This is a genomic window from Haemophilus haemolyticus (genome assembly GCF_003493605.1).
In the GTDB taxonomy this organism is placed as follows: Bacteria; Pseudomonadota; Gammaproteobacteria; order Enterobacterales; family Pasteurellaceae; genus Haemophilus; species Haemophilus haemolyticus_J.
The window spans coordinates 34,809-59,264 of sequence record NZ_QQKA01000007.1 but is presented as its reverse complement, the minus strand read 5'-3'; the positions used below and the strand labels follow the sequence as shown (position 1 = coordinate 59,264).

Annotated in this window: 26 protein-coding genes; 14 read left to right on the top strand and 12 right to left on the bottom strand. The window is 36.9% G+C overall.

Annotated features, from left to right (window positions below; genetic code table 11):
* Positions 1-57: 57 nt before the first annotated feature.
* Together ligA and zipA are read right to left on the bottom strand one after the other, a co-directional pair.
* Positions 58-2,076, bottom strand: a complete 2,019-nt coding sequence (gene ligA, locus DV424_RS06130) for an NAD-dependent DNA ligase LigA (protein ID WP_118859431.1) — start codon at positions 2,074-2,076, stop codon at positions 58-60.
* A 110-nt stretch (positions 2,077-2,186) separates the two neighbouring features.
* Entirely contained in the window at positions 2,187-3,173 is a 987-nt protein-coding gene (gene zipA / locus DV424_RS06125) for a cell division protein ZipA (RefSeq protein ID WP_118859430.1), read from the bottom strand.
* 152 nt (positions 3,174-3,325) lie between these two features.
* On the opposite strand from zipA, the gene cysZ reads away from it, so the two are divergent.
* A complete protein-coding gene (gene cysZ, locus DV424_RS06120; protein WP_118859429.1) occupies positions 3,326-4,144 on the top strand; it encodes a sulfate transporter CysZ in 819 nt (272 codons plus the stop codon).
* A gap of 99 nt (positions 4,145-4,243) precedes the next feature.
* Positions 4,244-5,194: a cysteine synthase A gene (gene cysK, locus DV424_RS06115; RefSeq protein ID WP_118859428.1), complete on the top strand. Its 951-nt coding sequence runs from the start codon at positions 4,244-4,246 to the stop codon at positions 5,192-5,194.
* Positions 5,195-5,340: 146 nt separating this feature from the next.
* Here cysK and DV424_RS06110 read toward each other — a convergent pair whose 3' ends face one another.
* The 7 genes from DV424_RS06110 to DV424_RS06080 form a co-directional block, all read right to left on the bottom strand.
* A complete protein-coding gene (locus tag DV424_RS06110; RefSeq protein ID WP_118859427.1) occupies positions 5,341-5,997 on the bottom strand; it encodes a HEPN domain-containing protein in 657 nt (218 codons plus the stop codon).
* Between the two features lie 219 nt (positions 5,998-6,216).
* On the bottom strand, positions 6,217-6,876 hold the full coding sequence (locus DV424_RS06105; RefSeq protein ID WP_118859426.1) for an OmpA/MotB family protein: 660 nt from the start codon (positions 6,874-6,876) through the stop codon (positions 6,217-6,219).
* A 7-nt stretch (positions 6,877-6,883) separates the two neighbouring features.
* A complete protein-coding gene (locus tag DV424_RS06100; protein ID WP_118859425.1) occupies positions 6,884-8,206 on the bottom strand; it encodes a hypothetical protein in 1,323 nt (440 codons plus the stop codon).
* A gap of 96 nt (positions 8,207-8,302) precedes the next feature.
* On the bottom strand, positions 8,303-8,953 hold the full coding sequence (locus tag DV424_RS06095; RefSeq protein WP_118859424.1) for a hypothetical protein: 651 nt from the start codon (positions 8,951-8,953) through the stop codon (positions 8,303-8,305).
* Positions 8,953-10,278: a hypothetical protein gene (locus DV424_RS06090; RefSeq protein WP_118859423.1), complete on the bottom strand. Its 1,326-nt coding sequence runs from the start codon at positions 10,276-10,278 to the stop codon at positions 8,953-8,955. Before DV424_RS06090 ends, DV424_RS06095 begins: the two co-directional genes overlap by 1 nt.
* Positions 10,279-10,301: 23 nt before the next feature.
* Complete coding sequence (locus DV424_RS06085) at positions 10,302-11,285, bottom strand: ATP-binding protein (protein ID WP_118859422.1); 984 nt, start codon at positions 11,283-11,285, stop codon at positions 10,302-10,304.
* Positions 11,286-11,298: 13 nt separating this feature from the next.
* Positions 11,299-12,192, bottom strand: a complete 894-nt coding sequence (locus tag DV424_RS06080) for a helix-turn-helix transcriptional regulator (RefSeq protein ID WP_118859421.1) — start codon at positions 12,190-12,192, stop codon at positions 11,299-11,301.
* A gap of 198 nt (positions 12,193-12,390) precedes the next feature.
* Here DV424_RS06080 and DV424_RS06075 point away from each other — a divergent pair, with 198 nt between their 5' ends.
* On the top strand, positions 12,391-12,726 hold the full coding sequence (locus DV424_RS06075; protein ID WP_114892526.1) for a helix-turn-helix domain-containing protein: 336 nt from the start codon (positions 12,391-12,393) through the stop codon (positions 12,724-12,726).
* A gap of 138 nt (positions 12,727-12,864) precedes the next feature.
* On the opposite strand, the gene sodA is transcribed toward DV424_RS06075, so the two are convergent.
* Positions 12,865-13,512, bottom strand: a complete 648-nt coding sequence (gene sodA / locus DV424_RS06070; RefSeq protein ID WP_046952749.1) for a superoxide dismutase [Mn] — start codon at positions 13,510-13,512, stop codon at positions 12,865-12,867.
* 264 nt (positions 13,513-13,776) lie between these two features.
* Here sodA and ccmA point away from each other — a divergent pair, with 264 nt between their 5' ends.
* From ccmA to DV424_RS06015, 11 genes are all read left to right on the top strand, one after another.
* A complete protein-coding gene (gene ccmA, locus DV424_RS06065; protein ID WP_005645729.1) occupies positions 13,777-14,415 on the top strand; it encodes a cytochrome c biogenesis heme-transporting ATPase CcmA in 639 nt (212 codons plus the stop codon).
* Positions 14,416-14,419: 4 nt separating this feature from the next.
* Entirely contained in the window at positions 14,420-15,085 is a 666-nt protein-coding gene (ccmB, locus tag DV424_RS06060) for a heme exporter protein CcmB (RefSeq protein WP_118859420.1), read from the top strand.
* Positions 15,086-15,143: 58 nt separating this feature from the next.
* Complete coding sequence (locus DV424_RS06055; RefSeq protein WP_005634316.1) at positions 15,144-15,884, top strand: heme ABC transporter permease; 741 nt, start codon at positions 15,144-15,146, stop codon at positions 15,882-15,884.
* Between the two features lie 42 nt (positions 15,885-15,926).
* On the top strand, positions 15,927-16,130 hold the full coding sequence (gene ccmD / locus DV424_RS06050) for a heme exporter protein CcmD (RefSeq protein WP_005645660.1): 204 nt from the start codon (positions 15,927-15,929) through the stop codon (positions 16,128-16,130).
* Positions 16,127-16,648 (top strand): cytochrome c maturation protein CcmE, encoded by a 522-nt coding sequence (gene ccmE / locus DV424_RS06045; RefSeq protein WP_118859419.1) that lies wholly within the window; start codon positions 16,127-16,129, stop codon positions 16,646-16,648. Before ccmD ends, ccmE begins: the two co-directional genes overlap by 4 nt.
* Complete coding sequence (locus tag DV424_RS06040; RefSeq protein ID WP_118859418.1) at positions 16,645-18,591, top strand: heme lyase CcmF/NrfE family subunit; 1,947 nt, start codon at positions 16,645-16,647, stop codon at positions 18,589-18,591. The genes ccmE and DV424_RS06040 overlap by 4 nt, the downstream gene beginning before the upstream one ends.
* Before the next feature lie 113 nt (positions 18,592-18,704).
* Complete coding sequence (locus tag DV424_RS06035; RefSeq protein ID WP_118859417.1) at positions 18,705-19,250, top strand: DsbE family thiol:disulfide interchange protein; 546 nt, start codon at positions 18,705-18,707, stop codon at positions 19,248-19,250.
* The gene (locus DV424_RS06030; RefSeq protein WP_118775594.1) at positions 19,250-19,711 is read left to right on the top strand and encodes a cytochrome c-type biogenesis protein; all 462 of its coding nucleotides are present in this window, start codon (positions 19,250-19,252) and stop codon (positions 19,709-19,711) included. Before DV424_RS06035 ends, DV424_RS06030 begins: the two co-directional genes overlap by 1 nt.
* A complete protein-coding gene (gene ccmI, locus DV424_RS06025; RefSeq protein ID WP_118859416.1) occupies positions 19,712-20,629 on the top strand; it encodes a c-type cytochrome biogenesis protein CcmI in 918 nt (305 codons plus the stop codon).
* A gap of 107 nt (positions 20,630-20,736) precedes the next feature.
* On the top strand, positions 20,737-21,267 hold the full coding sequence (locus DV424_RS06020) for a DUF8095 domain-containing protein (protein ID WP_118859415.1): 531 nt from the start codon (positions 20,737-20,739) through the stop codon (positions 21,265-21,267).
* Position 21,268: 1 nt separating this feature from the next.
* Positions 21,269-21,577 carry a hypothetical protein gene (locus tag DV424_RS06015; protein WP_118859414.1) on the top strand — a complete coding sequence of 103 codons (309 nt, stop codon included), beginning with the start codon at positions 21,269-21,271 and terminating at the stop codon, positions 21,575-21,577.
* Between the two features lie 67 nt (positions 21,578-21,644).
* Here the strand turns inward: DV424_RS06015 and DV424_RS06010 are convergent, their stop codons facing one another.
* Together DV424_RS06010 and DV424_RS06005 are read right to left on the bottom strand one after the other, a co-directional pair.
* Positions 21,645-23,012, bottom strand: coding sequence for an L-serine ammonia-lyase (locus tag DV424_RS06010; RefSeq protein WP_118859413.1), 1,368 nt, complete (start codon positions 23,010-23,012; stop codon positions 21,645-21,647).
* Positions 23,013-23,047: 35 nt separating this feature from the next.
* Positions 23,048-24,286, bottom strand: a complete 1,239-nt coding sequence (locus DV424_RS06005) for an HAAAP family serine/threonine permease (protein ID WP_118859412.1) — start codon at positions 24,284-24,286, stop codon at positions 23,048-23,050.
* Positions 24,287-24,456: the final 170 nt, after the last annotated feature.

The following is a 24,456-nucleotide window of genomic DNA, read 5'->3' as shown; positions in this document are numbered from 1 at the left end:
CAGTTTTTTAGGCCCTTATTTCGTAAGGGCCTTTTTATTTATATGATTCTAATTTAACTAATTTAAAATATTAACCTGCTCTAAAAATTCTTCTTCTGTTAATACTGGAATATTTAGTTCCTGTGCTTTGGTGAGTTTAGAGCCAGCTGCGTCACCAGCGATGACAAAGTCCGTTTTACTGGAAACAGAACCGCTTACTTTTGCGCCTAGCTGTTGTAGTAATGATTTTGCTTCATTGCGACCCATTTGAGAGAGGGTGCCGGTGAGGACGACGGTTTTATCCTTGAATAAGTTTTCACTTGCTTCTTTTACTTCCACGGTTTCCCAATGTACGCCTTGTGCGATTAAGTCATCAATGACGGCAACATTATGCGCTTCACGCCAGAATACAAAAATTCTATTTGCTACAACTTCACCTACATCAGGTACTTGTTGAAGTTGCTCAAGATCAGCGGCTTTAAGTGCATCTAAAGTTTTGAAGTGATTAGCGAGATTCAATGCAGTGGCTTCACCCACTTCACGAATGCCTAAAGCAAAAATAAAGCGAGCAAGAGTCGTGCTTTTGGCTTTCTCAAGACTATTGAGAGCATTTTCTGCAGATTTTGCGCCCATTCTTTCTAAGCGTGTGAGCGTAGTTAAATCAAGTTTAAATAAGTCCGCCGGTGTATGAATCAGTTCTCGATCGACTAATTGTTCTATTAATTTTCCGCCTACACCATCAATATCCATGGCTTTACGAGAGACAAAATGTTTTAAAGCCTCTTTGCGTTGTGCTGCACAGAATAGTCCTCCCGTACAGCGAGCCACCGCTTCGCCTTCAATACGAATAATTTGAGAGTCGCACACAGGGCAGTTTGTTGGGAAAATTATTGGTTTAGCATTATCAGGGCGACGTTCATGTAATACACCGATGATTTGTGGGATTACATCCCCTGCTCGGCGAATGACAACAGTATCGCCAATAGCAATATTTAAGCGTTCAATTTCATCACCATTGTGTAAGGTGGCATTGCTTACTGTAACACCTGCAACAAATACTGGTTCCAATTTAGCGACTGGTGTGATTGCACCCGTTCGACCAACTTGGAATTCAACATCATTCAGCACCGTTAATTCTTCTTGGGCTGGGAACTTATAAGCAATCGCCCAACGAGGTGCTTTAGAAATAAATCCTAGCTCATTTTGTAAGGCTATATCATTGATTTTTAAGACTGTCCCATCAATGTCATAACCCAGAGAGCTTCGTTTATTTTGAATATCTCGGTAAAAATCTAAAACTTCATTCGTGCCATTACATAAACGAATTTCTGGATTCACTGGAATACCGATAGATTTTAGCCATTGCAAACGAGCGTAATGAGTGCTTGGTAGTTCAACGCCTTCAGCAATCCCAATACCATAAGCATTTAATACCAATGGGCGTTTACTTGTAATACTAGGATCAAGTTGACGCAAAGAGCCTGCCGCCGCATTACGAGGGTTAGCAAAAGTTTTTTCACCATGTTCTAGCGCATATTCATTTAAACGCTCAAATCCTGCGTGTGGCATAAAAACTTCGCCTCTCACTTCTAAACGTGCTGGAGGATTGTCTGTTAGAAGTTGTAATGGGATATTACGAATAGTGCGGATATTGGCCGTAATATCTTCGCCTGTGGTGCCATCACCACGAGTGGCTGCTTGGGTGAGCACGCCATTTACATACAAAATGCTCACGGCTAAACCATCAAGTTTAGGTTCACAACAGAAGGTAAGTGGTTTAGGTAATATGATTAAACGATCTTCAATGCGTTTTACAAAGGCATTGAATTCTTCATCGGAAAAAGCATTATCTAAAGAGAGCATGGGAATTTCATGACGAATTTGGCTAAACCCAGAAAGTGGTTTTGCACCCACACGTTGAGTTGGGGAATCTGAAGTAAGAAATTCAGGATGTTCTAGCTCTAGCGCTTTAAGCTGATGAAAGAGGCGATCATATTCGCTATCAGGCACGGTTGGATTATCTAGAACGTGATATTCGTATTCATATTGGCGCAAAGTTTTGCGTAGATTGTCTATTTGAGTTTGAATATTTGTCATAAAATTCTCGGGGAAAAATGACCGCACTTTTTGCTTGTTTAGAGTGAAAATAGACAGGCATAAAGCCTGTCTCAATAAAGATAAAAGTGCGGTAAATTTAAGGTATGGATTTACACGCGAGCAAGATAGGTTTGCTCTGCATTTTCATCAAAGATTTCTTGTTCTTCAGTAAGCACGATTCCTTGTAAATCTTCGGCTAATGTATGCGCAGCGCGGATCATCATTCGTAAATTGGCGAGATTATTACCTGGTGATGGCAGTTGCATAAAGAATACAATTCCCATCGTGCTAAAATCCACTAAGTTATAAGTATCGAATGTTCCTGGTTGCTCTAAATTTGCGACGCTAAAGAGAACGGGGCTTGCCACACTTAAATCTAAGTGTCGGTGATACATTTCATCCTCACCCAAGATAAACCCTAAGTTTTCAAGTGCTTGTACTAATTTCGCACCATTGAATTGGTCGCTAGATTTTGGAATAAGATAAAGTTGAATATAGCCAGTTGTTTGTTTAGGTTTAGTTGTAATTTCTGGTTTTGGTTCATTAAAAGATACGTTGTAGTCCACTTGACGTTCTTCGTGAGCTAATTCCGCAAGTTGCGCTCTTAATTCTGGAGATGATGAATTAATTCCATCGAAACTAGCATTTTGGCTTTGTTCTTCAATTTGTTCTAATGTCATATTCGCAACGCTATTTGATGTTGGTATATCGTATTGTGGTTGAGTCGGCTTTAACGGCTCAGAACGATGATTTCCCATATCATAAACAGGTTGAACATTTGGAATCGAAATTTTAATGTCATCGACGCTTTTTTCACTTTGTCTATAATCAACAGGTTCTTGATTCACAGCTGCATTAGGCATGACTTGATGACGAATTGGTGCGTTTGCTTGCGCTGTAGTGGCGTGAGACAAATTAGCATTTGTTGGTATCGTTTCTTCTTGCGTATGGGATCTTTGCACATGAGAAGTGCGGTCAAATTTATTGGCTTTATCAAAATATTTTGATTTCTCACGACGATTTGACCATAATCCGTGCACGATTAAGGCAACAAGTGCCAAAATGCCCACAATAATCAAAATTGTATTTAAATCCATCTTTATTCCTTACGCGTGCTAGTCCTGCGAGAATGCTATTAATAGCACTAATCCTACCATATTTCAGTAGGTGAAAAAATACTTCAATGCGTGGAATTTTAAGGGAAAAGAGCGGTCTGTTTTAGGCGTATTTTTATTGAAAGGAAAGAAAAATGTTGAACCCCAATGAATTAAAATCTGGTTTCCATTATTTTGTAATGGGCTGGCATTACATCACACAAAAAGGTTTGCGTCGGTTTGTTATTATTCCAATTTTGCTCAATACCGTTTTGCTTTGTGGTTTATTTTGGCTTTTTATTAGCCAAATCACGAGTGCTATTGATTGGGTAATGAATTTTATTCCAGACTGGCTGAGTTTTCTCAGTGTAATTTTACTGACACTTTCGATTTTAACGATTTTATTGCTATTTTATTTTACCTTCACCACACTTTCTGGCTTTATTGCTGCTCCTTTTAATGGCTTGTTAGCGGAAAAAGTAGAAAAAATGCTGACAGGTGAAAATATTAATGATGATAGTCTTGTTGATGTAATGAGAGATGTGCCTCGTATGCTTGCTCGAGAATGGCAAAAATTACGTTATAGCCTACCAAAAATTATCGCTTTGTTTTTACTGAGTTTTATTCCTTTGGTTGGGCAAACCATCGTACCTGTACTTACTTTCTTGTTCACTTGTTGGATGATGGCAATTCAATACTGTGATTATCCTTTTGATAATCACAAAGTCTCTTTTGATATCATGAAAAATGCGCTTGGCAATCAACAAACTCAAAGTTTAACTTTTGGTGGATTGGTTACTTGTTGTACTTTTGTACCAGTGGTTAATTTATTAATTATGCCTGTTGCAGTATGTGGTGCGACCGTAATGTGGGTGGAAAATTATCGTAATGGCTTACGTTTTAATATGAATAACCATTCTTCATCTCAAACAGAGCTTGATGTTCGTTCACAAAATACAGGGATTGTTAAATAGCTTGCGGTTATAAAATAGATCAAATAACTATTTTTTTAATCAAAAGTGCGGTGCTATAAATAAATCAACATTAACGAAGTCCAACGAAAGGGAAATATTATGACAATTTATGCAGACAATTCTTATTCTGTCGGAAATACGCCACTTGTGCGTTTAAAACACTTTGGTCACAACGGCAATTTGGTGGTGAAAATTGAAGGGCGTAACCCAAGCTACAGCGTAAAATGCCGCATTGGGGCTAATATGGTGTGGCAAGCAGAAAAAGATGGCACGCTCACGAAAGGAAAAGAAATTGTAGATGCAACGAGCGGTAACACCGGTATTGCTTTGGCCTATGTTGCTGCCGCTAGGGGTTATAAAATCACACTCACTATGCCAGAAACAATGAGCCTAGAAAGAAAACGTTTATTGCGCGGATTGGGTGTTAATTTAGTGCTTACCGAAGGCGCAAAAGGAATGAAAGGCGCGATTGCGAAAGCAGAAGAAATTGTTGCTTCTGATCCAAACCGCTATGTCATGCTTAAACAATTTGAAAATCCAGCCAACCCACAAATTCATCGAGAAACAACAGGCCCTGAAATTTGGAAAGATACGGATGGTAAAGTCGATGTTGTGGTTGCTGGCGTAGGAACAGGCGGTACGATTACGGGTATTTCTCGCGCGATTAAATTAGATTTTGGTAAACAAATCACTTCTGTTGCCGTTGAACCAGTGGAATCACCTGTCATTACTCAAACTTTAGCGGGCGAAGAAGCAAAACCAGGCCCACACAAAATTCAAGGCATCGGTGCTGGTTTTATTCCAAAAAATTTAGATTTATCTATTATTGATCGCGTAGAAACAGTTGATAGTGATACCGCACTTGCCACAGCTCGTCGCTTAATGGCGGAAGAAGGCATTCTTGCAGGTATTTCATCTGGTGCAGCTGTCGCAGCCGCAGATCGTTTAGCTAAATTACCAGAATTTGCCGATAAACTCATTGTCGTTATTTTGCCTTCAGCTTCTGAACGCTATTTAAGTACAGCACTATTTGAAGGGATTGAGGGATAAATATAAAAAAGAATAAAGTGCGGTGAATTTTCACCGCACTTTTATCAAGACCAAAAAAGGAGTTCAATCTGAATGATATCAGATCGGTGAGGATTATAGCGAACTAGATTGCAAGGTTGGTTCGCAAATTACATTAAGAAATAAATTTATTTTACAACAGGATAAAAAGGTTTTCCCCAACTTGGCTCTGAATCATTACGCAACATAATTTTTACCATTGCAGGTACGAATAATGACAGTAATGCACAGGCTTCTTCTAGCTGTTTACGGTTGGTACTACTTTCATAAGTAGCACCGCCATGTATAAGCTGATTTCTCAGTGTGTATAAATGCCCAAATACTACTTCTAATACATCTGCTGTTTTTTGTTCTTCAAAAGCAAAATGGGCTTTTTTCTTCGCTGCAGAAAACATTGCTTTCCATTCTTTCCCTGCTAATAGACCATTATGAGCATCCCAAAATGGTTGGAATGTATAAGGCGTATCTAGTAGAGCTTTCACTGTACCAGGAAATTCATCCCAGATAATTCCATAAAGTAGATGTTCAGAATCCAATTTACAAAGGCGAGTAATAAATTGATGAAATATCTTACGTTCAATTTTTTCTTTACTTAACTCATCAGAATAGGCTGCATTAAAGGCAATCCAAAGTGCGATAAATTTGAGGTCTAAATTTTCTTCTTCATTGGCTTTTTTTAACCAGCTTAATGTACGGTGCATTTTTAAGCGAAAGTTATCGTTAAAGGTATCACGATTTTCTTTGTAGTAATCGTTTAAATTTTCTAATTGTTCTGTCAGTGACATAATAGGCTCCGATGTTATCAACATATAGTTATTATTGTATGGAGTTGTATATTCTTTTTAAGAGAATCGTCCAATAGGATTTGTTTGGAATGATGCAAAATAAATTACTTAAATTAGTCTTCAAATTCCTCATAGAAGATCATTTTTCCTTTTTAGCTTTAGTCTTTCATGTCGAGTATATTTCTTGCAATTTAAATGATATAGGTATTCGAAAAATTTCTACTTTTTATTTCCGTTATTATCTCTATTAATGATAAATTGAATCTCAACTCTTCTATTTCTTCGATCATTATATAAAACACCCTCTAGAGGTCGAGAATCTCCATATCCTGCGACAATAACTCTTTTGGCCTCCTTATCAGTCAATTTATTAATTAACAACTTTCTTGCTTCTCTTGCTCGTGCAGCTGAAAGGGTATAGTTATCATCATAAACGGTACAATATTTTTCATAATTTGTAACTGGCATTTTTACAGGATCACTATCTGTATGACCGTCAACAAAGATACTGTAGTTATTAGATGTTTGAAGATGTTCAATAATTTTATTTTCTATACTTCCTAGAGCTTCTCGAGCAAGTGGTGTGATACATGCACTACTTTTTTCAAAAGCGCCATCCCTCAATGTAACTCTAGCTTCTGAAACATTAAAGTCTATTAAATCTTTCATACCTTGTTGATTTAATGAATTTTCTAGATCAGTTAACATTTTAGTTACTTTAGTTCTTTTCGCATTTTCCCCCTCTTCAAGTTCTTGTTTATGTTTCATTTCTGCATAAGTTTTTTGAATTACAGATATAACTAGTAGAAGCATTACGACAGCCATTACTCCAGACATTAAGTCTGAAATTGAGACCCACTCATTTGGTTTATCTTTCATAGCTTTTCTACGCTCTCAATATTTGTTTAATCTCATCTAATTTTGTCACAATATTTGAATACGAGCCTGATTTATCATTAGCAACCGTAATCAATTTTCCTAATTCTTTACTGTTACTATCAATTTTTGAAACTAGATCATTAATATTGCTGTTAGAAAGTACAAGATCTTTTATTGATAATTTAAAACTATTAACTACATCAATATTATCTTTAACATTATTTACAGTGTTAGTCACAGCATTAATCAATTCTTCAATTTGTTCCGTTGATGTATTATATTTTTTGTTCAGACTAGCTACATTTCTATTGCTTTCTGAAATTTTTGCTAATCCGCTTAAAATATCGTTACTGAGTTTATTAACCAATCCTGTCATCTCGGTTACTTCTTCTTGTAATGCATCAGCCATTGAAGAGAACAATACTTGTGATTTAGTTTGCATATCCATAGCTTCTTTAATGTTATTACTTACATTATCCATTGTTGTTCCAACCTCTGAAGATAAATGATTTACAGCATGAGAAATATCACTTGTAGCTTGGTTAAGATTCATTTTCATCTCAGTCATATTTACTTTGAAGCTATCATTCATATCCCTAATAGTTTCCCCAAGATTTGACGTCATTTTAGCCATATTTCCGCTGAAACTTTGATCCATATTTTCAATCGTACCTCCAAGATCTTTATTTAGTTTTTCCATCAGATCTGTCATGTTTATACTTAACGAATCAATAACAGCTTGCAATTTAGATGCAGAATCTCCCATTTGTGAAGAGGCTTCTGACATATTTGAAGCCGAGTTTTGTAAACTTTCAACAGTCTTACTATTTTCATTAACGAATCTTTCCATTGCTTCACGTGATAATTTACTCTCATGGATAGTATCTTTCAAAATATTCAGACTTTGTTGATGATTTTCTGTTAACTTATCTAGACTCTCTGTGTGTTGACGAGAAAATAATTCACTTAAACTGTGATGCTGTTGATTTAATTGTTTATTTAATCGCTCAGTTGCATTTAATAGCGATTTATTTGCTTCATTATCTATTTTTTGTTTTTCTGTATGATGTTTAGATACCAATCCTGTTAATTCATCATGTTGAGAAATAAGCTGTTCACTTAATGTTTTATTTAATGATTTCAATGAGTTGTTTAATATCTCGGAGTTTTTATTACCTGCTAGTTTCAATTCAGAAAATAAATTTGAAAACAATCGAGAGATATTAGTCGTCATATTAGTTAGCAATTCATTTTGTTTGATTGACAACTGATTCATAACGTTGATCTGTTTATCAATTAATCTTTCCTGTTTAGAAAAAATTTCTTCCATTTTATCTAATAAAGAATTAGTTGAGTTTTTATCTAGCTCTTGTTTATCTTTATGATTTTCAACAAGTAAAGACGATATTGATTCAGAATGATTGCTTTAAGAAGTTGTAACTTCCATTTCTAGTTTATTAATAGATGCAATTAAAGATGAATGGAATTTATCATCTTTTTCTTGTTTACTATTTCTTAAGGCTTCTAGTTCAGCATTAATTTTTTCAGAACACCAAACTAATCGCTTATGTTCATATCCTATCCCACCTAAAATACCTTTAAGTAAAAGGAATGCCATTAACCCCCATGTGGATGTTTTAAATTTTGTTCCTAGCCCCTCCATCATTCCCATTAATTGAGCCATCGAATCATTCATACTATCAGGATTTGCAGATCCTAAGATAGATGACGCCTTATCTAAAGCTAATCCAAGTCCAATAAAAGTGCCAAGTAATCCAATAATTAGAATAATTCCAGGCATCACATCTGCGACTTTTTCTGATTTTGTTGCGATAAGTTGACTTAAGTCAATTACAGAACCTTGTTCAATATCCAATTTAGATATCTTTTTATTTTGATCTCTCAGCCAATTTTTCTCCCAACTTTCTGTTTTAGCATTTAATTTTGTAGAAATAACAGTAACTAAAAATACAACTAGGATTAGCGTAAAGAAAAATAGAGGCAAAGGTTCAATATTTCCCGTACTTTGTTCAATAGTTATTGGATTTAAAAAACTTATAATATTTGTGATCTCCATTATGCAGTTACCTCAATTTCTTCGGCTTCAAATTCAATTTCTTTCATCATTTCTTCGCGGCGTTGTTTACTATCTTCGGCAAAAATATTAGCGAAGTCACTGATAATAGACTGCTGATCATCAGTTAACTCATCCCAAGGTTTGTTATTTTCAGCGCATTCAATGATAAGCAACCCAACCTCTTGGCTGTCTTCTAAAATCCATTCTTTATCTTGTTCAATCCAATAGTCTTCCGTTTTTTCTAAAATCTGCAAGAAACCTTCTGCAGCAAGAATATAGGTTTTCATTGAACGATTTGAAATTTGTTTTTCATTTAATAGATAACTATTATCGCGAATGTCTTCTGATAGCTTAATAATATCAGCCTCTTCTAAAATTGATAATTTTTCAATTTGTCCTTTAATTTTTAACTGTCTTAGCGATGTTTTTAATTTTGATATATCTTTATTTAAACTATCCCATTCTTGTTCCATTTGGTTAAGTTTTAATGTCCAAGAATAAACTAACTCCTCAAATACAAATGGAAGTAATGATTTACCATTGAAGCGACGTTTAATAATACGATCAAGTTTTAATGCATCTTCATTTGTCAATTCAGGTACTTCATTTAGTAGCTTTGCACCGACTTGCAATAAAAAGACATCATCACCAGTAATATCTTCTAGTCGTTGAGCTTGTTTCAAGCGTTTTTCTGTCGCTTTAAGGAGCTTTTGTGTTGCTCTTAAACGAAGGTAATGCTCAAAATCTTGAAATTCTCCAGAATCAAGTAAATCACCAACTTTTGTACTAACTAAAACGTATTCGTTGATTAATTGTGCAAAATAGAAAGATTTACGTTGTTCTTCAGTTTTGGCTAATTTAGCTGCTTCCTCAAGATCTTTACGTCTTTGCTCCGCTTCTTCTTGTTCAGTTTTGCCAAATAATTTACGAAGATTTTTGACTGCCTCAATAGCCCAATCAATAGCTTTCTTAACCTTATCTAATAAAGGACTTTTATCTAGTTTTTCAAGAAATTCTAATCCTTTGGCTACGACTTCAAGACCTGTTCGTAACCAAGGCCATGGTGCTACTTTTGCAGCAGCTTGTACCCATGGTCGAATTTTTTGCACAAAAGGTTTTACTTTTTGCCAAGTCTCTTTTACAGTTTCAACAAAACTTTCTGCCTTATCCATTACCCAAGATGCGGCTTTAGATACAACTCTTTTTGTAGCATTCCAGGCACTAGATGCTACATCAGATACCGTACTTACAACACTAGAAACAGCATTAGATACTGTACTTGCTGCATTGCTAATAAAACTACCAACAGAACTCCAGAATCCCATAATTTTTTTCCTCTTAGTTAATATTAATTTATGCCTAACATTGATCTTGCAGAATCAATATCATTTCTATTTTTTGGTTTACTTGCCACTTCTTTTTGTGCTTGCTTTACTTGTTCGATGACATCTCCTAGCTGTTTAAGTGTTACCATTTTTTCAGTATTATTTTGTTCTGACTCAAGTAACGCCTTGGGTAAAACTAAACGCATACAAGTTCGAATATCTCGTCCAGAAAACCCCTCTGATAATTTAGCTATTTTCTCAATAACCTCTTCTCGATTTTCAGCTAGCGGAATTTCTTTTACTAACATTAAATTCCATAGTTGTTTTCTTGCTTCTAAATCAGGTAAATCAAAATAAATATGATGGCTAATACGACTACGAAATGCTTCATCATAATTTTTTGCAAAATTTGTAGCAAAAATAGCAATACCATCAAATTTTTCTAACTCAATTAACAATGTTGAACGCATCGCATTTACTTCATTATCAATACCTTGTGTTACCGAAGATAAACGTTTTCCTAATAAAGTATCAGCCTCATCAAAGAATAGTACTGAATCATTCTCTTTTGCTACTTTAAATATAGTTTGAATATTCTTTGATGTTTCTCCCATAAATTTACTTTCAAGCTCAGCAATACCAAGTTTTATAATAGATTTATTAATGCTTCCTGCGAATCCCTCTGCTGTTAAAGTCTTACCTGTTCCTGGCTTACCAAAAAAGTTCAAGATAACAGCTTTACCTTGTTTATCAATCTTTTGAAAATTCCAATCTTCATAGATAATTTTATGAAAGCGAAGCTTTGCCATCCCCTCCTCAAGCTGTAATCTTGTTGATTTAGATAGGATAACCTCATCTAGGCATAATCTAGGTGTATCTAGTTGATATTCAATAGGATTTTTTTCTTTTTTATCATTTGAATAATCATTTATTTCCTGTTCTTCTGGAAGCAATTTTTTTAATTCCTCAATAAACTCTTCTGATGTTTTTGCTTTTTTGTTAAACACGGTAAGACCTCTTTTATCTGTTCATTTGAATATAATTTTGTAAATTAGAAAGCATTTTATTTTGTAACTCATTTGGACTCACAATCACCAAATGTGGAATCCAATATTGCACTAATGGAATAATTTCTAACTCGTGAATGTTTTTGCAAGAGAGCAGAAGCTCGCCATTTTCTAATTTTCGGATAGTTTCTTGGTTTGGTAGCAAATTACGTCGAGTGAAATAATGGGCAACGGAAGCATCTACTTTGATTACAACTTCACTAATTTGATTGCCGTGTGAAATGCTGTCGCTTTTTTGAATTTCTGAGAGAAATTGTTCATCAGGTTTGAATGTTTTATCTGTTATTTTTAAAAAATGGATTTGAGTGAAGCAAAAGGTTTTTTGTTTTCCATTTTCAAGGCCGATGAGATACCAAACCCCATTTTTATTTAATAACACATAAGGCTCAACTTCACGATTTGAAGCATTTTGAGTGCCGAGTTTTTGATAGGTAAATTGCACCACGCAATGTTTTTCAATCGCATTTTGAAGTAGTTTAAATTCTTGTTGGCGATGCTGAATTGCTTCGTAATGTAATCCTTTAACGGCAATACTTTCATTTAAACTATGTTGAAAAAATTCACGATCTATTTTAGGGAAAAGATCTTGCACACTAGCGAAATGGGCAAATCGTTCAATATCTTCTTTAGTGAACACACCGAGTTGGGCACGGTTTAAACGATAAAAGCGCGGTCCATTTTGTTCCCAATTTAGGAAAACAAGACGTTCATTTAGATCTTTTTGTAAGGTGCGAATGCCGATAGAAAAGCGTTCGGCTAGTTCATTAATATCAATTTGCCCTGTGGTATTCAATTCCACCAAAATAGAAGCTAAATGTTCCGCTAGTTTTTCGTGTTTGTTCGACATAATCATTCTCTTGATTTCAATATATGCATGTATTTTATGTAAAGTATTTGCACGGTTGATTCGGGCGAGAAAATATTTTGTATAAAATCTCGCTTATTGTAAGAATTTAACTCTTTATTGCAAGATTTTAATTCTCTTTTTATTGGGTGGTGAATGTTTATACTCGTTCCATTCAAAAAATGAAATAAAGAAAATGGCGTGAAAGATAAAGTTGAGATAAATAAACAAGTGGGAGCTTCTATTGCAAAATATCGGAAAGCCTCAGGTTTATCACAAGCAAAAGTGGCAGAAATATTGGGATTAAGCAATGATGCCATTTCTAGAATGGAGCGCGGTAAGATTGGATTAAATGTAGAGCGTTTATGTGAATTTGCAACACTGTTTCAATGCCGTGTGTCTGATTTGATCACAGATAGTAGTTTGCAACCATCGGATCAAATTTATCAACTTGATCGATTATTAAATCAATTAGATGATATGGAAAGAAGAAAATTAATTTTATTGATTGAGCAAATGATCGAATGGAAAAATTAGCTACAGAAAATTAGGTTTGATTATCCTGTTGATAACAGTCTAACTTTTGCGGCTAGTCGTTGTCACCTCACTTTTATATATTGAGTATCGGGAAAGAAGAAAAGCCTAGCGTTTGCTAGGCTTATTCTTCAATATTGATTATTTTGCGCAGTTGCAGTGTGCTGTTTTTTGTTCAAAACGTTCTGCAACGAAATCCCAGTTTACCACGTTCCAGAATTCTTTAATGTAGTCTGGACGGCGGTTTTGGAATTTTAAGTAGTAAGCGTGTTCCCAAACGTCTAAACCTAAAAGTGGGAAACCTTCACAACCTGCCACTTCTTTACCCATTAATGGGTTATCTTGGTTTGCTGTTGATACTACTGCCAATTTACCTTCAGCAGTTAATACTAACCACGCCCAACCTGAACCGAAACGAGTTGCTGCTGCTTTTTCAAATTCTGCTTTAAATGCATCTACAGAACCGAAATCACGTTCGATAGCATCTTTTAATGCGCCCTGTAAGGTTGTGCCTTTTTTCAAACCTTTCCAGAATAAGCTGTGGTTTGCATGACCGCCTGCGTTATTGCGTAATACGCCGCGTTTTTCTGCAGGGATTTTGTCAAGGTTAGAAACTAATTGACCTGGGCACATTTCCACTAATTCAGCCGGTAAACCTTCTAATGCTGCGTTTGCATTGTTTACATAAGCTTGGTGGTGTTTGCTATGGTGGATTTCCATTGTTTGCGCATCGAAATGTGGTTCTAATGCATCGTAGGCGTAGCCTAATTCAGGTAGAGTGTAAGCCATAATTTATTCCTTCTATGTAAAGACAAATTTGTAAAGACAAATTTCGTTGAGGGTTTTGGTCTATAACCAAAAGTGAGCAAATAATAGCAAAAATTTTGATTTAGATCATTAAATGTTTTTCCTTTTGCATTAATAGACGAATTTATTAAACCTTGTTTTAAATCAATAAACCTATCGATCTACTTCTAAAGAGTTATGCGTTTGAGTTGCGAAAATTTCATCAAATATTAGAATACCGCCACTTTTTATTTTCCCTTTGCAATTATGTTTGAACCACACAAGTTATCTCTGCAAAATTTATCCTGCCAACGTGGTGAGCGCGTACTTTTTCGTGCTTTGACTTGCGATTTTAATAGCGGTGATTTTGTGCAAATTGAAGGGCATAACGGCATAGGTAAAACCAGTTTATTGCGTATTCTTGCTGGTTTAGCTCAACCTTTAGAAGGCGAAGTGCGGTGGGATGCTGAAGCAATTTCTAAACAACGTGAACAGTATCATCAAAATTTGCTTTATTTAGGTCATCTTTCTGGCGTAAAACCAGAATTAACCGCATGGGAAAATTTGCAGTTTTATCAACGAATTAGTCAAGCGGAACAAAATACTGATATTTTGTGGGATTTGCTTGAGAAAGTGGGATTGTTAGGCCGTGAAGATTTGCCCGCCGCACAACTTTCTGCAGGGCAACAAAAACGTATCGCGTTAGGTCGCTTATGGCTGTCTCAAGCACCCTTATGGATTTTAGATGAGCCCTTTACTGCGATTGATAAAAAAGGCGTGGAAATTCTAACCGCACTTTTTGATGAGCATGCGCAACGAGGTGGTATTGTATTGTTGACTAGCCACCAAGAAGTGCCAAGTTCTCATCTGCAAAAATTGAATTTAGCGGCTTATAAAGCGGAATAACTTAATGATTTTTTTTGAGATAATTAAACGAGAACTTCAAATTGCGATGCGCAAAAATGCGGAGATTTTAAATCCCCTATGGTTTTTTTTGCTTGTGATTACCTTGTTTCCACTTGTTATTGGGCCGGATCCTAAATTACTTTCTCGTATCGCACCGGGTATCGCATGGGTAGCCGCATTACTTTCAGCATTGCTTTCTTTTGAACGTTTATTCCGTGATGATTTTATTGATGGCTCTCTTGAACAATTAATGTTAACCGCGCAGCCTTTGCCGATGACGGCTTTGGCTAAAGTCGTTGCACATTGGTTGCTCACTGGTTTGCCGCTTATTTTGCTATCACCTATTGCTGCTTTGTTGCTTTCTCTTGAGGTCAATATTTGGTGGGCATTGGTTTTGACATTGTTACTTGGCACTCCTGTATTGAGTTGTATCGGTGCAATTGGTGTGGCTTTAACGGTGGGATTGCGAAAAGGTGGCGTGTTGTTGAGTTTGCTTGTTGTTCCGTTGTTTATTCCTGTTTTGATTTTTGCGTCATCAGTATTAGAAGCTGCAGGCTTAAATGTACCTTATGGGGGGCAACTGGCGATTTTAGGTGCCATGATGGTTGGCGCTGTAACGCTTTCGCCTTTTGCCATCGCAGCGGCACTGCGAATTAGTTTAGATAATTAATTGCATCCCACCGCATAAAAGTGCGGTGGTTTTTCTCTTTAATTTTTAAGGATTTTTTATGTGGAAGTGGCTACATCCTTATGCAAAACCCGAAACTCAATATCGTATCTGCGGTAAATTGAGTCCGCTATTTGCATTTTTAACGCTTATTTTACTCGGTGTCGGCATTGTATGGGGCTTAGCATTCGCCCCAGCAGATTACCAACAGGGCAATAGTTTCCGAATTATGTATGTGCATGTGCCGACAGCGATTTGGTCAATGGGTGTGTACGGTTCAATGGCGATTGCGGCTGTGGTTGCCCTTGTGTGGCAAATTAAGCAAGCTCACCTCGCAATGATTGCAATGGCGCCAATTGGTGCATTGTTTACTTTTTTATCGCTTGTGACTGGCGCGATTTGGGGTAAACCAATGTGGGGCACTTGGTGGGTGTGGGATGCTCGCTTAACTGCAGAATTAATTTTATTCTTTCTTTATCTTGGTATCTTAGCGCTTTATTCTGCTTTTTCAGATCGTAACGTAGGGGCAAAAGCGGCTGGGATTTTATGCATTACAACGGTCGTGATTTTACCGATTATTCATTTTTCGGTGGAATGGTGGAACACGTTACATCAAGGTGCGAGTATCACTAAACTGGAAAAACCATCCATTGCAATTCCAATGTTGGTTCCATTGATTTTGTGTATCTTCGGTTTTTTAACCTTGTATATTTGGCTTACTTTAGTGCGTTATCGTGTGGAATTATTGAAAGAAGATGCGAAACGTCCTTGGGTTAAAGCATTAGCTCAAACACTGAAATAAAGTGCGGTTAGTTTTTTAGCGATTTTTTATGAGGAATATTTTATGTTTTTCCAAACTTGGAGTGATTTTTTTAATATGGGTGGCTACGGTTTTTACGTATGGTTATCCTATGCAATAAGTTTAGTGGCAGTGATTGCCTTAATTGTTCAAAGTGTAAAACAACGCAAGACAGTGTTACAAAATGTATTGCGTGAGCAACAACGCGAAGAACGTTTACAACAAGCAAATAAGGGGAACACACTATGAATCCAAGACGTAAATTCAGATTTAAATTAGTCATTTTTGTTGTGCTCGGCATTGCTATTGCAAGTGGATTGATGCTGTATGCATTACGTCAAAATATCGACTTGTTTTATACGCCATCTGAAGTGATTCAAGGTAAGGATAATAACCCGAATCAAAAACCTGAAGTGGGACAGCGTATTCGTGTTGGCGGTATGGTGGTTGAAGGCACGGTAGTGCGTGATCCAAAAAGCTTAAAAGTGCGGTTCGATTTAAATGATATTGGCCCTGCGATCACTGTTGAATATGAAGGTATTTTGCCGGATCTTTTCCGTGAAGGACAAGGTATTGTGGCTCAAGGGGTATTAACTCAGCCAACCGTTTTAACCGCGACAGAAGTATTGGCTAAACACGATGAAAATTATGTGCCACCAGAATTAGGTGAAAAAATGCAAAAAGTGCATAAACCAATGGGGATTGGTGATGCAGATTTAAAAGGCGAAAGCACACGTGATCGTCAAGAAAAAGAAGGCGCAAAATGATTGCTGAATTAGGAAATTATGCGCTGGCTTTAAGTTTAGCTGTATCGCTTATGTTGGCGATTTTCCCTTTGTGGGGAGCAGAAAAGGGCAATGCACAATTAATGGCATTAGCTCGCCCAATGACTTATGGTCTATTTGCAAGTTTAAGCATCGCTTTTGCTGCGTTATTTTATTTATTCGCAGTAAATGATTTTAGTGTGCAGTATGTGGTGAATAACTCTAATACGGCTTTACCGATTTATTATCGTTTATCTGCCGTCTGGGGTTCTCACGAAGGTTCTTTATTGCTGTGGATTTGGCTACTGGCTGTTTGGTCATCTGCTGTTGCTTTATTGAGTAAACATTTACCTCAAGAAGCCGTTGCTCGCGTGCTTGGTATTATGGGGATTATTAGCGTCGGTTTTGTGTTATTCGTCTTGTTCACCTCAAATCCTTTTACGCGTACTTTCCCTGATTTCCCAGTGGATGGAAAAGAACTTAACCCAATGTTGCAAGATGTGGGCTTAATTTTCCACCCTCCATTGCTTTATATGGGTTATGTTGGTTTTTCTGTGGCATTTGCGTTTGCGATTGCATCCTTAATGACTGGAAAATTAGATTCAGCTTGGTCGCGTTGGTCACGTCCTTGGACGCTTGCTGCTTGGGTGTTTTTAACTTTGGGTATCGTGCTCGGTTCTTGGTGGGCTTATTATGAGCTTGGCTGGGGGGGCTGGTGGTTCTGGGATCCTGTGGAAAACTCATCGTTTATGCCTTGGCTTGCTGGTACTGCATTGATTCACTCTCTTTCTGTCACAGAAAAACGCGGTTCTTTCAAAGCTTGGACGGTATTACTTGCTATTTTAGCCTTTTCACTTTGTTTGCTCGGCACATTCTTAGTTCGTTCTGGCATCTTAGTTTCAGTTCACGCATTTGCATCGGATCCAACTCGTGGTTTGTATATTTTGGCTTACCTTGTTGTGGTGATTGGCGGTTCGCTTGCGCTCTATGCGTATAAAGGCAGTCAAATTCGCTCTCGTGATAATGCAGAACGCTATTCACGCGAAAGTATGTTGTTATTAAATAATATCTTCTTAATGACCGCACTTTGCGTTGTATTTTTAGGAACGTTGTTACCACTCGTTCACAAACAACTTGGTTTAGGTTCTATTTCTATTGGTGCGCCATTCTTTGATCAAATGTTCTTAATTATTATGACACCATTTGCATTATTGCTTGGTATTGGACCTTTGGTGAAATGGCGTAGAGACCAATTTTCTACAATTCGTACGCCTGTTGTTATCAGCGTATTTATTATGGTGGTTGCGGGTTTTGCGTTACCTTACTTTTTGCAAGATAAAATTACCGTGAGTTCGGTGCTTGGTTCAATGATGACTGTGATTATCGCGTTACTTGCGCTTTATGAATTGCAACAACGAGCGACGCATCGTGAATCATTCTTTGTGGGCGTACGCAAACTATCTCGTTCTCATTGGGGAATGATGTTAGCTCACTTAGGCGTAGCAATGATTGTTTGGGGTATCGCATTTAGCCAAAACTTCAGCGTAGAACGTGATGTTCGAATGAAAGTCGGCGAAAGTGCACAAATTGGTCGTTACGATTTTAAATTCGCCGGAGTGACGGATGCGAATGGTCCAAATTATGTTGGTGGAAAAGCGCAAATTGATATTTCGAAAGATGGGCAACCAGAAGCAAGTTTATTCGCAGAAAAACGTTTTTACACTGTGAGTCGTATGTCTATGACGGAAGCCGCGATTGCTGGTGGTTTAACTCGTGACCTTTATGTGGCACTTGGTGAAAAACTTGAGGACAATTCTTGGGCGTTACGCTTATATTACAAGCCATTTATTCGCTGGATTTGGATTGGCGGCTTGTTTATGGCGTTAGGTGGATTATTGTGCATGTTTGATCGACGCTATCGATTTAACGCTTTATTGAAAAAATAATATGACGGCGCACCTTGATTAAGGTGTGTCTTAACTTTTAATTAGCTTGTGTGAACAATGCGGGCTTTCGGGAAAGCCAACTTTGGTTTTTTATATTTAAAGTGCGGTAAAAAATGAAAAAAAAATTACTCGTTCCTCTTATTCTCTTTTTATCGATAACAATTGCCTTTTTAGTGCAATTAAAACGCAATGCGCAAGGTGAAGATATTAAAGCATTAGAGTCTGCTTTGGTTGGAAAGCCTGTGCCAGCAAAAAATTTGACGGAGCTTTTTGAAAATAAAGCTTACACGACTGAATTGTTTCAACAAGGTAAGCCCGTTTTGCTTAATGTATGGGCGACTTGGTGCCCGACTTGTTATGCAGAACATCAATATTTAAACAAACTTGCTAAAGATGGTGTGAGAATTATCGGTTTAGATTATAAAGATGAATCACCTAAAGCAGTGAAGTGGTTAAAAGATCTTGGCAATCCTTATCAAGTTGTTTTAAAAGATGAAAAAGGTTCTTTCGGTTTGGATTTAGGGGTATATGGTGCGCCTGAAACTTTCATTGTAGATGGAAAAGGTGTGATTCATTATCGTTATGCCGGTGATGTAAACGAGAAAGTTTGGACTCAAACTTTAAAACCAATTTATGACAAACTTTCGGAGCAACAATAATGAAAAAAACATGGCTATTTTTGACCGCACTTTTGTTTAGCTCAATGGCCTTTTCATCCATTGATGCACTTAATTTTAGTTCTCCACAGCAAGAGAGTGATTACCATCAATTAACACAATCTTTGCGTTGCCCTCAATGTCAAAATAACAATATTGCGGATTCCAATGCGACTATCGCAGTGGATATGCGTGGTAAAGTATTTGAGCTTTTACAAGAAGGCAAATCGAAAAATGATGTCGTGGATTATATGGTGGCACGCTACGGCAATTTTGTAACTTACGATCCGCCTATGACAGCGAGCACATTAGTGCTATGGATTGCGCCATTATTGCTTGTGTTGTTAGGCGTGGTATTTTTATTAAGACGTAAACCAAAAGCTCAAAGTGCGGTGAAATCCCAAGATGTTTTAACTGATGAAGATAATGCGCGTTTGGCAGAATTATTAAACAAGGATAAATAGATGAATTTTGCATTAATTTTTATATTAACCACTTTAGTTGTGGCGTTAATTTGTTTTTATCCTTTATTACGTCAATTCAAAGCGAAACATGGGCAAAAACGTGATGATTTAAATAAGGCGTTATATTTCTCACGCTTGGAAGAAATTGAGCAAGATAATTCCCAAGGTTTAGTTGAAAATGTTGAGCAACTCAAACAAGAATTACAGAAAACCTTGCTTGATGATGTGCCGAGTAAAGTCCAAGAGAATGTGGATTATTCAGGCAAATCTTATGGAAAAATTTGGTTTGTCTCTGGTGTATTGGCGTTAGGAATTATCGCAGGTTCTTCTTATTTTATGGTTGGATCTTGGCAAGCCGAATCGATGTTAGAGCAAACTTATGCGAAATTGCCCTATTTCTTTGACCGAATGAAAGATGAAGATAAAAATCCATTTTCTGATGCAGAAATGCAGCAATTTTCTACCGCACTTCGAATCGATTTGCAGAAAAATCCAACTGATGCAAAAAAATGGTGGATGCTCGGTCAAATTGGGATGAATTTAGGTGATGCACGTTTGGCATTCGATAGCTATCAAAAGGCTAATAAACTCGAACCAGATAATGTGCAATATAAATTAGGCTATGCTCGCATATTGATGTTCTCTGAAGATGCGACTGATAAACTTAAAGGTGGCGATTTATTGCGTCAAGTGATCCGTCAAGATCACACTAACATTGAAGCGTTAAGTCTGCTCGCATTCCGTTATTTTGAAACGGAAGATTATAAAATGGCAGCGGTGACTTGGGCGATGATGCTACGCTTAATGCCGAAAGATGATGAGCGAGTTCCACTAATTGAAAAAAGTATTCGTGCCGCGCGTGATGCTTTAGAAGCTCAAAATGAAGAAAAATCAAAAAGTATAACTCCTGAAAAATAACCTAGAATCATATAAGTCTTTTTGGTATAGTTCGGTAATACTATTAATTGGCAAATAGCTATTTTAATATTAGAAATTACTTTAAAGAACGTTAAGGAGAACTGGAGATGAATTACAAAAATTGTACTTCTTTTTCTTTATTTTGTAGCATGCTGGTTAGTTTATTTATACCGCATTTATCTATTGCTAAAGATACATCTAGTTCAGTAACTTATGTTGATGAAAAAGATAAGAAAGCCTTTAGCTCTGATATATCAAGTAATGATACTCAGAAATTGGGTCAAAGCATTGAGTTGAAAGTTTATAAAATTGATGAGATGAGCTCATCTGAAACTATTTACGAATCTCCAGCTGGTATTTGTCAAGGATTTAAAGTGAAAAGAGGTGTGGATTATACAAATTCAACCCACAATTATCTTTCGCCAAATGATAAAAGTGAATATTACGGTAGTGTAACGGGGGCGACGATTTATAATCAAAAAGATCCTCAAAATTTAAGTTATGTGCCAGTTTATTCAATTACAGATAAAGATGTGTCTAAGCGTATTCAATCACAAGAAAATAAAAAACTAAAGGAAAAAGCAGCTAATTATGTATCAGAAGGTAGAGCAGTATTAACTGACGTAATTTGTAAATAGGATCATATTAAATGAGAAAATAGTTTTTGTTAGTTGTGTAATTTTAGGTTTAGCAGCATGTTCATCTCAACCAGAACAAACTGGTGGCGGTGTTTATGATATGAAGGCTGTGCAAGAGTATAATGCTCGTGTAACAAGTGGTAATACGGTTACTCAGGCACAGAAGGATAAAGTGGCAAGTCAAGTTGATACTAACTTAAAATTGAATGCGAGTGATAATAAGGTTAAAACTCGAGTGAGAAGTTCGCTACCCGTTATTCCTGTAGTCCCAAGTGTCGGATATCATTATAATTACCATCATTTTAGATAAAAAACTAAAGCCTTGATTATCAAGGCTTTAGTTTTATATACAATAAATTGAATTGAGATTTTTATATTTAAGTACAAACAATTTTAACTGCTAGTCCGCCTTGAGATGTTTCGCGATACTTGGCGTTCATGTCTTTGCCTGTTTCGTACATTGTTTCAATCACTTTATCTAAGGTTACTCTTGGATTGGTGGTGCGGCGTAAAGCCATACGTGATGCATTGATTGCTTTAACTGAAGCAATCGCATTGCGTTCGATACAAGGTACTTGAACTTGACCGCCGACAGGGTCGCAGGTTAATCCTAAGTTATGTTCCATTGCAATTTCAGCAGCGATGCATACTTGCAGTGGATTACCACCCAGAATTTCAGCCAGTCCCGCAGCCGCCATTGAACAGGCTACACCCACTTCACCTTGGCAACCCACTTCTGCGCCAGAAATTGAGGCGTTCATTTTATAAAGTGAACCAATCATCCCTGCTGCTAATAAATAGCGTTCAATGATTTCATGTGTTAATGGCGAGATGAATTTTTCGTAGTAAGCTAATACCGCTGGAATAATCCCACATGCGCCGTTGGTTGGTGCAGTGACTACGCGTCCACCCGCTGCATTTTCTTCATTGACAGCAAGCGCAAACATATTGACCCAGTCGATCACACGCATTGGATCGTTGGATAAATTAGTATTTGCTTGCAACATACGATAAAGAGATGCTGCACGACGTGGTACACGTAATGGCCCCGGTAAAATCCCTTCAGTGTGAATACCGTGTTCGATACAAGCTTGCATCGTTTTCCAGACATTCTCTAAATGAGCACTGACAGCCTCTTTGCCATGTAACGCTATTTCATTTTCTAGCATCACAGTGGAAAGCATTAAGCCGTTATCACTGCAATGTTTTAAAATATCTTCTGCATTTTTGTAAGGATAAGGCACTTGGACTGTGGTTTTTTCTTCTTGACCAAAATGGGCTTCATCGACAATAAAACCACCACCGATCGAATAATAGGTTTGGCGATAAAGCTCTGTGCGATTTTCATCAAGAGCGGTGATTGTCATGCCATTTTCGTGCAATTTTAAAAAAGTGTGGTGGAAAATGAGATTATTTTCAAAATCAAATTTTACCGTTTTTTGACCAACATTAATTGGTAAAAGAGCCGTCTGTTTCACTTTCTCGATGAAACCTGAAATCATATCGATATCCACATTATGTGGTAAATAACCCGCTAACCCCATGATGATGGCGATATCCGTACTGTGGCCTCTCCCTGTCATCGAAAGAGAACCATACACATCCACATGAATTTCAGCGGTTTGTTCAAATTGATTTCGTTCAATTAAGTCGTCTATAAATTGTTTTCCGGCTTTCATCGGGCCGACAGTGTGGGAACTGGATGGCCCAATTCCCACTTTAAACATATCAAATACGCTAATCATAAATTTCTCAAAATTCGCTAAACTTTAAAGGGCGCTTATAATAATCCATAAACAACCGCAGAGATAGCGATTAATCCCATAATCGTTACAAAAACATTGCTGAAACGTCCGCTGTAGCGTTTCATCGCTGGGATTTTGCGAATCGCGTACATTGGCATGATAAACAAAATCATCGCAATGATTGGGCCACCAAGAGATTCGATTAAGCCTAAGATACTTGGATTAATAATCGCAACGCCCCATAACGTTAATAAGAAGAAAAGTGCGGTCGCGTAATTGAGTTTTTTACGATTTACAGATTCGCCTTTCATTTTCAAATATAAGCCTTCTAAGCCTTCGCGTGCGCCCATATAGTGACCGAAGAATGAGCTAGTAATTGCTAAGAATGCGACAAGAGGACCAAAATAAGAGATATATGGGTTATCAAATTTATTCGCCAAGAAAGACAAGATACTGATATTTTGTGCTTTTGCTGCCACTAATTCTTCTGGTGTTAATGTTAATACACAGCTAAATACGAAGAACATTACGAAGAATAACAAAATTGTTGAGGTGCCTTTTTCTGTATGGCCGATATGGCGTTCTGCACCATCGAAAGTTTTGTATTCACGGAATTGTGAGCAAGTGAAAGATGAAATTGCTGGTGAATGGTTAAATGAGAATACTAACACAGGAATAGTAAGCCACAATGTGGTGACAAAACCGCCTGCTGTTGGGAATTCATGTAACATCGCACCATTCCATTCTGGAATTAAGTAAATAGAAAGAACAAATAAAATTAATACCAACGGGTAAACAAGCCATTCTGTGATTTTTAACATCACTTTTTCATTAAATAGCATGACGGAAATCAATACTGCAATTAATACAAAAGAGAGAATGGCTCGGTTTGGCGATGCCATGCCAAGTTGATTCACAATGAAAGAATCGACTGTGTTAGTAATCCCGTTTCCGTAAATTAAAAGAATTGGGAAAATCGCGAAGAAATAAAGTAGGGTGATAAGTTTACCCGCTGTTTTACCAAAGTGTTCTTCAACTACTTCAGTAATATCGCTGCCAGGATTTTTTGATGAAAGTACAAAGTAGGCTAAGCCACGGTGAGCAAAATAGGTCATTGGTCCGACGATAATTGCCATTAAAACTAACGGCCAAAATCCACCCATCCCTGCGTTAATCGGTAGGAATAAGACGCCAGCGCCAACCGCCGTACCGAAAAGGTTTAACATCCATGTTGCATCAAATTTGTTCCATTTGAGTTTTTCTGTTGGTTTCATAGTTTGCTCCAAAGCATAAATTACTTAAATTTGTCAATTTGCAGAGCAAAATATGCCCTAACAAATTTTGAGTATTATGTTATGCCGATAAATAGAGAATCTCAAAGAGCAAATTCTAAAATTGTGATCAAGTTAAAATTTTTTTTATAAAAAGTGCGGTAATTTTCAGC

Bases quoted from the DNA above. Each gene is read 5' to 3' on its own strand.
- ligA (WP_118859431.1), bottom strand. From the start codon at position 2,076: ATGACAAATATTCAAACTCAAATAGACAATCTACGCAAAACTTTGCGC.
- zipA (WP_118859430.1), bottom strand. From the start codon at position 3,173: ATGGATTTAAATACAATTTTGATTATTGTGGGCATTTTGGCACTTGTT.
- cysZ (WP_118859429.1), top strand. From the start codon at position 3,326: ATGTTGAACCCCAATGAATTAAAATCTGGTTTCCATTATTTTGTAATG.
- cysK (WP_118859428.1), top strand. From the start codon at position 4,244: ATGACAATTTATGCAGACAATTCTTATTCTGTCGGAAATACGCCACTT.
- DV424_RS06110 (WP_118859427.1), bottom strand. From the start codon at position 5,997: ATGTCACTGACAGAACAATTAGAAAATTTAAACGATTACTACAAAGAA.
- DV424_RS06105 (WP_118859426.1), bottom strand. From the start codon at position 6,876: ATGAAAGATAAACCAAATGAGTGGGTCTCAATTTCAGACTTAATGTCT.
- DV424_RS06100 (WP_118859425.1), bottom strand. From the start codon at position 8,206: ATGGAAGAAATTTTTTCTAAACAGGAAAGATTAATTGATAAACAGATC.
- DV424_RS06095 (WP_118859424.1), bottom strand. From the start codon at position 8,953: ATGGAGATCACAAATATTATAAGTTTTTTAAATCCAATAACTATTGAA.
- DV424_RS06090 (WP_118859423.1), bottom strand. From the start codon at position 10,278: ATGGGATTCTGGAGTTCTGTTGGTAGTTTTATTAGCAATGCAGCAAGT.
- DV424_RS06080 (WP_118859421.1), bottom strand. From the start codon at position 12,192: ATGTCGAACAAACACGAAAAACTAGCGGAACATTTAGCTTCTATTTTG.
- sodA (WP_046952749.1), bottom strand. From the start codon at position 13,512: ATGGCTTACACTCTACCTGAATTAGGCTACGCCTACGATGCATTAGAA.
- ccmA (WP_005645729.1), top strand. From the start codon at position 13,777: ATGTTTGAACCACACAAGTTATCTCTGCAAAATTTATCCTGCCAACGT.
- ccmB (WP_118859420.1), top strand. From the start codon at position 14,420: ATGATTTTTTTTGAGATAATTAAACGAGAACTTCAAATTGCGATGCGC.
- DV424_RS06055 (WP_005634316.1), top strand. From the start codon at position 15,144: ATGTGGAAGTGGCTACATCCTTATGCAAAACCCGAAACTCAATATCGT.
- ccmD (WP_005645660.1), top strand. From the start codon at position 15,927: ATGTTTTTCCAAACTTGGAGTGATTTTTTTAATATGGGTGGCTACGGT.
- ccmE (WP_118859419.1), top strand. From the start codon at position 16,127: ATGAATCCAAGACGTAAATTCAGATTTAAATTAGTCATTTTTGTTGTG.
- DV424_RS06040 (WP_118859418.1), top strand. From the start codon at position 16,645: ATGATTGCTGAATTAGGAAATTATGCGCTGGCTTTAAGTTTAGCTGTA.
- DV424_RS06035 (WP_118859417.1), top strand. From the start codon at position 18,705: ATGAAAAAAAAATTACTCGTTCCTCTTATTCTCTTTTTATCGATAACA.
- DV424_RS06030 (WP_118775594.1), top strand. From the start codon at position 19,250: ATGAAAAAAACATGGCTATTTTTGACCGCACTTTTGTTTAGCTCAATG.
- ccmI (WP_118859416.1), top strand. From the start codon at position 19,712: ATGAATTTTGCATTAATTTTTATATTAACCACTTTAGTTGTGGCGTTA.
- DV424_RS06020 (WP_118859415.1), top strand. From the start codon at position 20,737: ATGAATTACAAAAATTGTACTTCTTTTTCTTTATTTTGTAGCATGCTG.
- DV424_RS06010 (WP_118859413.1), bottom strand. From the start codon at position 23,012: ATGATTAGCGTATTTGATATGTTTAAAGTGGGAATTGGGCCATCCAGT.
- DV424_RS06005 (WP_118859412.1), bottom strand. From the start codon at position 24,286: ATGAAACCAACAGAAAAACTCAAATGGAACAAATTTGATGCAACATGG.